This is a genomic window from Adlercreutzia sp. ZJ242 (assembly GCF_011038995.1).
In the GTDB taxonomy this organism is placed as follows: Bacteria; Actinomycetota; Coriobacteriia; order Coriobacteriales; family Eggerthellaceae; genus CAAEEV01.
In genome coordinates this window covers 25,776-36,805 of record NZ_JAAKEE010000026.1, presented here as the reverse complement: position 1 = coordinate 36,805, position 11,030 = coordinate 25,776, and the positions used below count along the sequence as shown (strand labels likewise).

General features: G+C 60.4%; 12 protein-coding genes. 8 read left to right on the top strand and 4 right to left on the bottom strand.

Annotated features, from left to right (window positions below; all coding sequences use genetic code 11):
- The first annotated feature begins 452 nt into the window (after positions 1-452).
- The 4 genes from G7Y49_RS07445 to G7Y49_RS07435 all read left to right on the top strand — a co-directional run bounded on the left by G7Y49_RS07445 (position 453) and on the right by G7Y49_RS07435 (position 3,232).
- The gene (locus G7Y49_RS07445; RefSeq protein WP_165172548.1) at positions 453-821 is read left to right on the top strand and encodes a 3-hydroxyisobutyrate dehydrogenase; all 369 of its coding nucleotides are present in this window, start codon (positions 453-455) and stop codon (positions 819-821) included.
- 278 nt (positions 822-1,099) lie between these two features.
- Positions 1,100-1,471, top strand: a complete 372-nt coding sequence (locus tag G7Y49_RS12105; RefSeq protein WP_206214591.1) for a hypothetical protein — start codon at positions 1,100-1,102, stop codon at positions 1,469-1,471.
- Positions 1,472-1,570: 99 nt separating this feature from the next.
- Positions 1,571-2,035 carry a low molecular weight protein-tyrosine-phosphatase gene (locus tag G7Y49_RS07440; RefSeq protein WP_165172546.1) on the top strand — a complete coding sequence of 155 codons (465 nt, stop codon included), beginning with the start codon at positions 1,571-1,573 and terminating at the stop codon, positions 2,033-2,035.
- A gap of 174 nt (positions 2,036-2,209) precedes the next feature.
- Complete coding sequence (locus G7Y49_RS07435; protein WP_165172544.1) at positions 2,210-3,232, top strand: helix-turn-helix transcriptional regulator; 1,023 nt, start codon at positions 2,210-2,212, stop codon at positions 3,230-3,232.
- Here G7Y49_RS07435 and G7Y49_RS07430 read toward each other — a convergent pair.
- Both G7Y49_RS07430 and G7Y49_RS07425 read right to left on the bottom strand, forming a co-directional pair.
- On the bottom strand, positions 3,229-3,528 hold the full coding sequence (locus G7Y49_RS07430) for a 4Fe-4S dicluster domain-containing protein (RefSeq protein WP_165172533.1): 300 nt from the start codon (positions 3,526-3,528) through the stop codon (positions 3,229-3,231). The genes G7Y49_RS07435 and G7Y49_RS07430 overlap by 4 nt on opposite strands.
- 188 nt (positions 3,529-3,716) lie before the next feature.
- Entirely contained in the window at positions 3,717-6,395 is a 2,679-nt protein-coding gene (locus G7Y49_RS07425) for a molybdopterin-dependent oxidoreductase (RefSeq protein WP_165172531.1), read from the bottom strand.
- Between the two features lie 214 nt (positions 6,396-6,609).
- Between G7Y49_RS07425 and G7Y49_RS07420 the strand changes: the two genes are divergently transcribed.
- Complete coding sequence (locus G7Y49_RS07420) at positions 6,610-7,251, top strand: TetR/AcrR family transcriptional regulator (RefSeq protein WP_165172529.1); 642 nt, start codon at positions 6,610-6,612, stop codon at positions 7,249-7,251.
- Here the strand turns inward: G7Y49_RS07420 and G7Y49_RS12495 are convergent.
- Together G7Y49_RS12495 and G7Y49_RS07410 are read right to left on the bottom strand one after the other, a co-directional pair.
- Positions 7,190-7,330 (bottom strand): type II toxin-antitoxin system RelE/ParE family toxin, encoded by a 141-nt coding sequence (locus G7Y49_RS12495; RefSeq protein ID WP_370519626.1) that lies wholly within the window; start codon positions 7,328-7,330, stop codon positions 7,190-7,192. The two genes, G7Y49_RS07420 and G7Y49_RS12495, sit on opposite strands and share 62 nt — an antisense overlap.
- Before the next feature lie 109 nt (positions 7,331-7,439).
- On the bottom strand, positions 7,440-8,036 hold the full coding sequence (locus tag G7Y49_RS07410; RefSeq protein ID WP_165172527.1) for a TetR/AcrR family transcriptional regulator: 597 nt from the start codon (positions 8,034-8,036) through the stop codon (positions 7,440-7,442).
- Positions 8,037-8,194: 158 nt separating this feature from the next.
- On the opposite strand from G7Y49_RS07410, the gene G7Y49_RS07405 reads away from it, so the two are divergent.
- The 3 genes from G7Y49_RS07405 (at position 8,195) to G7Y49_RS07395 (ending at position 11,030) form a co-directional block, all read left to right on the top strand.
- Positions 8,195-8,815, top strand: a complete 621-nt coding sequence (locus G7Y49_RS07405; RefSeq protein ID WP_165172525.1) for an isoprenylcysteine carboxylmethyltransferase family protein — start codon at positions 8,195-8,197, stop codon at positions 8,813-8,815.
- Between the two features lie 198 nt (positions 8,816-9,013).
- A complete protein-coding gene (locus tag G7Y49_RS07400; RefSeq protein WP_165172523.1) occupies positions 9,014-9,778 on the top strand; it encodes an AAA family ATPase in 765 nt (254 codons plus the stop codon).
- Positions 9,771-11,030: a nitrogenase component 1 gene (locus G7Y49_RS07395; RefSeq protein ID WP_165172522.1), complete on the top strand. Its 1,260-nt coding sequence runs from the start codon at positions 9,771-9,773 to the stop codon at positions 11,028-11,030. The genes G7Y49_RS07400 and G7Y49_RS07395 overlap by 8 nt, the downstream gene beginning before the upstream one ends.

Below are 11,030 nucleotides of genomic sequence, written 5' to 3'. Positions count from 1 at the left end.
GAACATGAGAGAGCTTACATCGCCAAAGAACTAGACGTAACTCAAGTTGAAAACGGGTGCGGCTGCATGCGAAATCGGCAATGCGGCTGCACCCGAAACAAACGTGGCTAATCGTTGCAAATAATCACCGATTCGATTCGTCTGCGTCTGCACTCATATATCCCCCTAGCTTGTCAGTTTTCGCTCAGGGCGGCTCTAAAGCGCCATGCCGCGCCTGTTGATTGCGGATCGGGTAAACAAGCTCTTATCGCTATATTAAACTGCTGGTGGGAGTCTGAATAGTAAACAAATAGTCGCAGAGTGTCGGCTTAAAAGACACTGGGGGAAGATCAATCTAGAAGAGCGTCGTTCCCGCTGCTTTGTCGGTCGCGCGCCGCGTTCGACGCGCGTTTGACGTAGAGTTTGCCCGTCGCTATGCTTGACCTGTCTATCGTCGAGCCAAGGAGGCAGCTATGGAAAAGGAACTGTTCGATTTTGTGGCCACGCGCGCTGACATCCTCGCGGAGGCCGGTTCGAGCACGCAGGTCACCAAGGACGCGGCGAGCGCTTGGAAGACCGCTGTCGCGGCTGACGGCAGCGACGTGGCCGTTGAGGCGGCTACGACTGAGCTGCTCGACATCTTGGAGGGGCGCCCCACCACCATCGACGGCGTGATCGCCTTTTTACAGGGACCGGCCGCCGAGATGTTCGGGGCAGAGGTCGCCGAGGCCAAGCTGGCCGAGCAGCTGAAGCGCAAGGAAGAGGGCGCGAAGTACTGCAACTGCGACGCCTGCGCCGCCGCCTCCGAGCTCCTCGCCAAGTTCGGCCGCATCGACCTGTAGCTCCCGACCTGCGCCTGCGAAAAAGCGCTCAGCGCTTCGCGATTGCTTTTGATGCCATAAGGCTTGGTCGCTCCCGTACGCTATGACGCGGACACACGCGCTTGAGTTCGCATCTCCCAAAAGCGCGTGTCCTCGTGTCATCCTGAGCGGAGCGCCCGTAGGGCGCGGAGTCGAAGGATCTGGTCGCAGGTAAGTTGCGCACGCGAGCGCATCATGCTCGGAACCAGATCCTTCGACTCGCTTCGCTCGCCCAGGATGACACGAGGCGCCTTGTGCTCGTGAACTCAGGCACTTCGCTCAGCGACGCGGGGCCCGAGGTGCTTCGTCCGTCGGTCGCCGACAACGTTACCGACAACGGCGCTTTTCCATCCACCTCTCAAGCGATCCCTGAGGCGAATCACCGACAACGACAGATTTCCATCCACCTCCCAAGCGATCTTGGATGCAAAAGGGTCGTTATCGGCGGTTTCTCGGGAAAAGTGGATGCGAAAGCGCCGTTGTCGGTGGTTTTAGGGGCTCGGATCGCCGATAACGGGCGTTTTCCATCCAGCTTTCCAGAATCATGGATGGAAAGGGGGCGTTGTCGGTCGTTCGGGCAAAAGCGCCTGCAATCGCCCTGTGCCAGCATCCGCGGCGTCTCGGAGGGCTGAAGCGCTCCGCTCAGGATGACAGGGGAGGAGAGGACTTCGCGCGTTCCCAGACGACAGAAAAGGATGCGTGCATGAGGACGGCGAAACAGAAGGAGGACCATGAAGCCGACCAAGATACTGTTTGTCTGCCACGGCAACATCTGCCGCTCGCCGATGGCCGAGTTCGTGATGCGTGACCTGCTCGAGAGGCGAGGGCTCGCCGACGTGGTGAAGGTGGCCTCCGCCGCCACGAGCTCCGAGGAGCTGGGGAACCCCGTGCACCACGGCACGCGCCGCAAGCTCGCGAGCGTGGGCATCTCGTGCGCCGGCAAGACGGCGCGGCGGATCACCCCGCGCGACTACGCCAACTTCGACCTGCTCATCGGCATGGACGAGGCGAACGTGCGCAACATGCGCCGCCTTTTCGCCGACGACCCCGAGGGCAAGGTGCACCTTCTGCTCTCATTCGCCGGAGAAGACCGGCCTATCGCCGACCCCTGGTACACCGGGGACTTCGACGCCACCTACCGCGACGTCCTCGCCGGCTGCACCGGGCTGCTGAAGTATTTGGAAGCGAAAGCGTAGGATTTTTCCTCATTACATCTCTGACTTGGGCTTTGCAACTGCTGGCTGCGCGGTTTTCGCCTAAAAAGCACGCTGCGGTTGGTGGCGGGCAACCATAGCGTCGCTTAACTTTACAGTGGCATTTGCGACGGCATTTGCGATAATCAAAGCTACAGCAAAGAGAAAGGCAATACCGTGAACTTCAGAGACAACCTCGTGCACCTGCGCGCGGTGAACAACATGACCCAGGAGCAGCTCGCCATGCGCTTGGGGGTGAGTCGTCAATCCGTCGCGAAATGGGAGGCGGGCAAGTCCTATCCCGAAATGGACAAGATGCTGGCGCTCTGCCAGGTGTTCAGCTGCACGCTCGACGAGCTCGTGCAGGGAGACCTCACGGCGCGGGAAGCGGACAGCTCCCTCGCCGTGAGCGGATCGGCGCAGCCGGAGGACGTCTTCGGCTACGACGAGCAGGCGCGCTCCCTCGCCAGCAAGGTATCCAACGGCGTCATGGCCATCATCCTCGGAGTGGCCCTCTGCACGTTGTTCGGCGCGATAGGGGAGGCGGGCGAGGGGATGGCGCAGCATGTCATCTCGTCGAACGTCTTCGTCTCGCTGAGCGTCCTGCTGCTCTTCGCAGGGATCGCGGCAGGGCTTGCGCTCATCATCCCGGCCGCAATGAGCTATTCGGCTTTCGTGAAGGCCCATCCGTACATCAGCGACTTCTACCGCCCCGAGGACAAGGCCCAGGCGCGGTCGATGTTCTCGCGCGAGCTGATCGGCGGCATATGCTGCATCTTCCTCGGAGTCTGCGTCATGGTGTTCCTCTCCGACACGGGCTACGAGGACATCTTGGGCACGCCCGCCATGCTCTTCCTCATCGCCATCGGCGTGCGCTTCATCGTCCACGGCGGAATGATGCTCGGGCGCACCAACCTGCACGACTACAACAAGAGCGCCGGGGAGTACCTGACGCCGGAGGAGATAGCCTCATCGGATCTGCCCCATGAGCAGAAGCAGCAGATGATATCGGCTCATAAATCCGACAAGCGCGTCGGCGCGATCTGCGGCGCCGTCATGATGCTCGCCACCATCGTGGGGCTCGTGCTCCTGTTCACGACACCGCTCCAAGCCTACTTCTGGCTCGCATGGGTCGTGGGCGGGTTGCTCTGCGGCGTCATCGCCGTGCTGATGAAGGGGTTCGACGTCACCATCGGCTAGCGGCTTCCAGCGGAAGGGGAGCGCATTACCTGTCGTGTCGCGCAATTCCCTTCATGTGCTTGGAGGTCCCTTGGCTGCACGCGCAGGGCGGATCTTGGACATGACGTCACGCAGCAGCCGCAGCCCGTGCACAGATGCGGACGCGCAACCGTTATGCGCTTCGAGCCTTGATCCGATACTTCCAATATGTGCTTGGTCGGGCACGCTCGAACGCACAGCCCGCAGCCGATGCAGCTGGGCTCATCGACGCAAACGACTCCCCCTGATCCGATTGAGAAGCGCGGCGGTCCGTACATCTGCGTCCTCCTGCGAAACGTGTCCATGGCAATCACAACGGCCCGAAGGAAAAAGGACCTTCGGGCCGTTGCTGGCAAGTACGGCATGGCAAGGGGTTACGCCTCACGTGTAAGGAAGAGGCCCCTGCCTGCCTTGAGCTGCGCTGCTCCGCCTTCTCGACCAGCGCAGCGCAGCTCCGTCGGCATCGCTACATCTTCTTGACGTCCCAGAAGCCGAGCTCGTCATAGGCGCGGACGAACTGGTTGTCGGGGTTCTCGAAGTCCCCGGCGCGCGCATAGGTGTCGCTGCGATCTTCGGCGTCGATGCAGGGGTACACGCGGCACAGAAGCCCTCGGGTCCACCAGTTGCCGGTCATGGGGTCGAGGCCGTCCTCGGCGTCGGGCGTGAGCACGTTGGCGTTGGACTCGAACACGCCTTGGCTCCACGGCTCCTCGGCGGGAAGCTCGGGGAACCACCAGCTTGCCTGGGCGAGGACCACACCCGGCTTGATGCCCTGGTCTACCTGGGCCTTCATGCGGATACGGCCGCGCGCGGTCTCAACCCAAACCCACTCGCCTTGGCGAATGCCGCGAGCACGCGCGTCCTCGATGTGGATGTGCAGCGGAGGCCACGGCTGGACGGAGCGGGTGCCCTGGCCGGGAACGCGGTTCTCGGAGTGGTACAGCGTGGAGTTGCGACCGCCGGTGGTCAGGCGCAGGTCGTACTTCTGAGCCAGCTCGGGGGTACGCTCCGGGCTCTCATAGGGGTGCACGTAGTCCGGAATCGGGTCGTAGCCCAGATCCTGCATGACGGTCGGGAACACCTCGGCTAGGCGAGACGGCGTAGCGAAGCCGCGCGTCTGGCCGTTCCACAGCTTCTCGGCGTACTTGTAGAAGTGCGTCGGGCCGGGGAAGTAGGTGCCGGTCTGGCAGGCGGTATCCCAGTCGAGACCAGGGGTGCGCTCGATGCGGAACTTGCAGGCGTCCTCGTAGGTCTCCCAGGGCCAGTACTCCTCCTGGCCGAGGCGGCAGCCCAGGCCCTTGAACACGTACCAGTCCTCATGACGATCGCCAACCGGGGTGGAGGCGCGATCGCCGTAGAGGGAGAAGTCGTTGGCGTCCTCGCCAGGGCCTGAGAAGGGGCGCTCCAGCGGATCGCAAGCAGGCAGGATGTAGTCTGCCAGAGCGGCGGTCGGCGTCTTCCAGTACTCCATGACCACCAGAAGCTTGAGCTTCTTCAAGCACTCGTACACGCGCTTGGTGTTCGGAGCCCAGGCCAGCGGGTTGGAGCCCCAGGCGATCATAGCGGTAACAGGATACGGATCGCCTTCCTCGATGGCCTTCCAGCATGCCTGGGTGTTGCCGAGCAGCTGATGGACCTGAGGGCGCGGGATGCCGTACATCTTCTCGTAGCACTTGCCGATTGCTTCGAAGCCAGGCCAGCCCATGATGCGGTAGTTGTTGCCGAGCAGCTTCTCGCGTCTCTCGGGCGTAACCAGGTGGGCAAGCTCAAGCTCGCAGTCGCGAACTGGGAAGGTCTTGATGCCAGACTCGTCAGGAAGCGGGCCGGGCTCGCCGACGTACTCACCGCCGGGGTTGTCGATGTTGCCGGTAATGATGCGCAGGATGGTCTTGGCTACGCAGCAGTTGGTGGCGTTGTCGCCGGCCTGGTCGCCGCCGCCAAGACCCCAGCTGATGTAAGCCGGGCCGTTGGTCGCATAGGTGCGAGCGGAGTCGAGGATCTTCTCGACGCGCACGCCGATCATGGGCGCAACTTTCTCGGCAGGGTAGTGAGAGGCGCGCTCCGCAATTGCGTCGAACGCGGTATAGCACTCGACGACGGAGCCGTCGGCCATGGTAACCTCAAAGGTGCCGCGAAGCACGCGCTCGACATCGGCGTCAGCGTCCTTCCAGTAGCAGACGTCGGAGTTCCACACCTCGGGCTTGCCGGTCTTGGCGTTCCAGGCCACGAAGTTCTCATGGCTGCCGCCTTTGAAGATCTCGTCCTCGTGCAGCATGTAGTTGTCGGACTTGCGCACCAAGAAGATGCCGTTGGTCCAGTTGAGCAGGAAGTCCTCGTCGTAGAGCTCTTCTTTGATGATGGTGTCGATCCAGGAGAGGGCAAGCGCCGCGTCGGTGCCGGGGTAGAGGTTAACCCAGGTGTCCGCCTGGAGGGACTGGGTGGTGCAAACCGGGTCGATCTGGATGAGCCGGGGTTGATCTGCGGCTGGGCGATACGGGCTCAGGGCCTTGCTCATGCCGCGCCGCAGCGGACCTTGCGGGCCGTAGGATTCAGAGGAGCGCTTGCCCCAGGTGACGAAGGTCTTGGTATGCTGCGGGCTTACCGGGTACGGGCCCTCGACCGGCCAGCCGACCATAGCCATGTTCACCGTGTAGTTCCAGCACCAGCAAACCTGGCCCGGATCGATGAGGTTGCCCGGATTGCCGAAGAGGTTCGAGAAGCGAGATCGTGCCCACAGGTGGTCGGAGCGGTAGGTGCCCTCGGAGACCACCATCGTCTCGGGGCCGTACTCATCCCTGAGCTCGCCGAGTTTCGCGGCGATCTCGTCGAGCGCCTGCTCGTAGGGGATCTCCTCCCACTTGTCCTCGCCCTTCTTGCCGACGCGCTTGAGGGCGTGGTTGATGCGCTTGGGATGGTAGTGCATCTTGATGGCGTTGATGCCCTTCTCGCCCATGCGGTCGCACAGGACGACGCCGTTGCGATGGTTGCCCCTGATCTCGACGATCTTATCGGTCGCCAGGTCAACGCCAACGCACAGGCTGCAGTTCAGATGGCAGAAGTGGCAGGTAGCGTAGCGCCAGCGGACGTTGTTCTCGTCAACATAGCCGTTTGGCATGTCATAGGGCAGTTCGACTTCTTTAGTCATGGTTCCCCCTAATGAAAGGCGTTTGAAGGTTTGCGAGCCTCGCTGTATCCATTATTATGGTGAGCGCGCATATCTCATGCCAACTGACGACAAGACGCGTGCGTCACAGAATGTGACAGCCTCTCTTCCGTGTCACGCTGTTGGATAAATGGGCTTACAGAAGGGGAGCGCGGCCCTATAATGAAGGGATTGAGCAGTTCGGGAGAGGCTACCCATGACCGGCGACAACGCGAAGATGACCTGGCAAGAGAAAGCGCTGCGCGAGCGGATTACCGATGCTACGGAAGAGCTTCTCGCTGACCGCGACTTTGCGAGCCTTCAGGTTAAGGAGATCTGCGAGCGAGCGGAAATATCCAGGCAAACCTTCTACCGCTACTATCGGGACAAATACGAGATCATCCAATGGCACTTTCTCTGCATCTGCGAGTCGACTCTGTTCGAGATGGGCAGGTCCCTCGGTTGGGACGAGGCGGAGGTTGCCGCCATCAAGGCAATCTACGCTCGCAGAACCTTGTACATGAAAGCCTACCAGGACAGCAAGAACTATCAATCTATCAGCGCGTTCGGGCACAGGATGGTCCGCCAGTCCTTGATTGAGACCATCGTCGAGCACAGAAAGCTCCCCCTTACGGAAGAGCTTGAGTTCCAAGTCAATTACTTCGCGAACGCCACGCTCATCACCTTCACCAACTGGGGCAGGAAGGGCATGAGGATACATCCCGAGAAGTTCGCCCGCCTCTTGACGTGCTGCGCGCCCCGCGAGCTCTACGAGCTGCTGAAGGACCCGATGCCTGCTACGTCTTCGGCAGGTTGCCGTAGACGCCTTGACGATGGCCTACCCGGACGACTTCAATGATGAGCTCGTCCTCTTCGATGCGCGCAAGCACGCGGTAGCTGCCCACGCGATAGCGCCAGCCCTGAACGGAGCCCTGGATGGCCTTCGAGTTCGGGATGGCCTTTGGGTTGGCGCAGCCTTCCAGGTTATCTTGCGCCCACTCATCGCAACACTAGGGGGTGCGGTTACTTTGAGAAGCTACCGTTTATTTAATCTGGCATATATAAGAATTGGAAGCTGTCTTTAGGCGCACAAAGACCTTTTTCAAGCATATCTGCCAGTGCTTTCATTTTTGCGGCCTGCTGTTCCTTTGTCCAAGGAAAGATACCCGGGTCAAGCAGAAAAGTGAAGACAGACAAGATGATTTCAGCATATTCCTGCGGATATTCGCAAGTAAAAGTACCTTCTTCAATGCCCTGCTCAATAATCTGCGATACTACTTGAGAAAGCGCAGACAGAATCTGCGCCAGTGATTTTTGATGAATAGCCGCGTTTTGCGGCATATGCAAATACTCGTCCAAAGAAGGGTCAACATAAGAGTTGCGATAACTGTGCAGCAAGAGTGCAAGTTTGTGCGTAGCAATACCGTCGCTTTGCTCGACCAGTTCGTTGCATGCCTTGATTATATCTGCATACTCCTGTGAAACTAAAGCGTCCAATACTTCTTCTTTTGAACGAAAGTAATAGTACAGGCCGCCTTTTGCGATGCCGGCTTTTTTGGCAATATCACTGACAGAGGCCGTTCCTGCTTTTCCCTCTTTGAAAAGTTCCCGAAGTGCATTTAGGATAAGTTCCTTTTTATCCATGTTCATCACCGCCTATTAAAAACAGCATAGCATGAGGATTCGATATTGACCAGCGTTCAAATTCGATATTGACCAGCGTTCAAATTCGATATTGACCAGTGTTCAAATGACTGTTAGACTTAAGTTGACCGTTGGTCAAAAATATTGGAGAATACATTATGAGTGAAACAGCACTTTCCCATTATGGACAATGGGGCGCGGTAGTAATATGGATTATTATTTATGGCGTTTTTCTGCTTTTCTTACCCTTTTATAAGAAAAGCCAACGCAAACCCACCACGGCATATTTGGCATTCGTAATTGCCTATGCTTTTGAAATGTTCGGCATCCCAATGAGCATGTACTTTGTGGCGTGGGCTTTTGGAAGAAATCTGCCGGACGGTATTCTATGGGGGCATACGCTCAACCAGTATATTGGCAACTGGGGAATGTATGTTTGCATCGTCCTTAGTATTATAGGCGGCCTTTTAGTTATCTTTGGCTGGAGGGCGATTCATAAGAACTATTGGAGGTATGAAAGCGGGGAGGGAAAACTGGTAGATGCAGGTATTTACAAGTACATGCGTCATCCTCAGTACACAGGGTTTCTTTTGATTACATTAGGCATGATATTTGAGTGGGCTACCATTCCGCTTTTAATCATGTGGCCAATATTGTTTACTGTGTACTATCGCCTTGCGCGAAAAGAAGAACAGGATATGATCCGAGAGTTCGGGGAACAGTATGTTGCCTATAAAAAGCGTACTGGAATGTTCCTGCCTAAGTCGCCCCCATTGTGAGGACATCTTCTCGCAGCACTTGCTGATTGCTTTGAAGTTCGGCCAACCCATGATGCGGTAGTTGTTGCCGAGCAGCTTCTCATCCCAAGCCCCGCATGTTGCCGTTGCAACGTCTTTCGGCCTGAGATCAACTATCCTTGTTTGCAGATAGAAAAGAGCGCAGCCTTCGCAAGGCTGCGCGGCGGACGAGGAGGCTTCGTGAGGCGCGTTGCGATCTACGGAAAAGGGGGCATCGGCAAGTCGACCACCACCTGCAACGTGGCGGCGGCCTTGGCCGCACGCGGCCTCACGGTCCTGCAGATAGGATGCGACCCCAAGTCGGACTCGACGCGCCTGCTCATGGGCGGGCAGCGCATCCCGACCGTCCTGGACAGAATGCGCGACGGCGGCGCTGTGGCCTTGGAGGACATCGTGTTCCGATCGGCGTCAGGCGTCTACTGCGTCGAGTCGGGCGGGCCGCTGCCGGGGGTTGGCTGTGCGGGTCGCGGCGTCATCACGGCGTTTCAGCAGCTCGATGCCTTGCACGCCTTCGACGTCGTGCGCCCTGACGTCGTGCTGTACGACGTCTTGGGCGATGTGGTGTGCGGGGGCTTCGCCATGCCCCTGCGGAGCGCGTACGCCCGGCATGTCCTCGTCGTCTCCTCAGGCGAGATGATGTCGCTGTATGCGGCAAGCAACATCTTGGCGGCGCTGCGCCACTTCGAGGGCCGTGGCTACGCCGAGTTCGCCGGGCTCGTCGCCAACTGCCGAAACGTCAGGAACGAGGACGAGGCCCTGACGCGTTTCTGCGAAGAGGAGCAGGTGAGCCTGGTGGCGCGCATTCCTCGGAGCGATGAGGTCCAAGAGTCGGATGAGGCGGGCGCACTGTGCTTCGAGCGCTTCCGCGACAGCGCCGCCGCCCGCGCATACGGGGACCTGGCCGGCTTCATAGCAGCGCTTCCCGAGGCCGTGCCGCATGACTGACCTTCGCTACCGCACGCGCCTGCCGCAGCGCCATCGCGACCGCCTGCGCGTACCCGAGAGCCACACCCTGTTCGTGTGCCCGCCTGCGTGCGGGCGTCGCCATGCGCTGCGCGTCCTGGAGAACGGCGCGTCGGATGACTACTCGTTCTGCTTCCTCAGCCCCTCTGACATCGCCCTCGGTGACTACGAGCGGCGCTTGCCCCTGGTGGTGGCTGACCTTGCCGCGCGCCTTCCTGAGCGCCCGCGCGTCGTGACGCTCGTGTTCAACTGCGTCGACGATTTTCTGGGCACAGACGAACAAGCGCTCGTGCAGGCGCTTGAGAAGGCCGTGCCGGGCGTCCGCATCGCCGTCACGCGGGTCAACCCGGTGTCAGAAGGAGGGCGGGAGAAGTCATCCGGCATGCAGGGAGGCATATACGACCTGCTCGAGCCGCAAGAGCGCCATGATGACGCCATCATGGTGGTGGGGCGGTTCGACGGCCTTCCGGCAACGTCCGAGTTCGTCGCGGTTATGCGCGCGTGGGGCGTGAGCGAGGTGCGCAACGTCGCCACCTGCCGCACCTTCGACGAATACCGGCGCCTTGCATCGAGCGCGCTTGCGCTCTCGGTCTCCTGGATCGGAAGGCGCCAGTGCCTCCAGCTCGAGCAGAGGCTGCGCCTGCCGACGTTGCACTGGCAGACGACCTATGACGTCGGCCGCATGGCCGCCAACTACGCCGCGCTCGCCCAGGCGCTGCATGCGCGCGGCGTGGTCGGCGAAGCTGCCTGCACGTGCCCCGAGGCGTCGTCACATGACCTCAGGCACGCACGCGAGCGTGCCGAACGCGCGCTCGAGCAGGCGCGCAAGGCGGTAGGGGAACGACCCGTCGCCGTTGACTCCCTCGCGACGCACGAGCCGCATGCGCTGGCGCAGTCGCTTGCTGACGCGGGGTTTCACGTCATCGCGGTCGTGGCCCCGCGCACCAAGGCGTCCCAGCGTGAAGGAGCGCGTGAGCTTGCGCGGACGCATCCTGAGATCATGCAGCTGGACAGCGCTTTTGAGCTGAACGCGGGCGCCCTGGGCGGCGCGGAGGGGCTTCTGGCCGTCGGCGCCGACGCTGCGGCGTGCTTCGGAGCGCATGCCGCGGTGGACATGTTCCATGACGAGGGATGCTTCGGCTTCGACGGCGTGGCGCGCTTCTACGAAGCGCTGGCGCGCGCGGCGCGGCATGGGCGCTCATCGGTCAGGGGCGACGCGGAAGGCCTGGCGTGA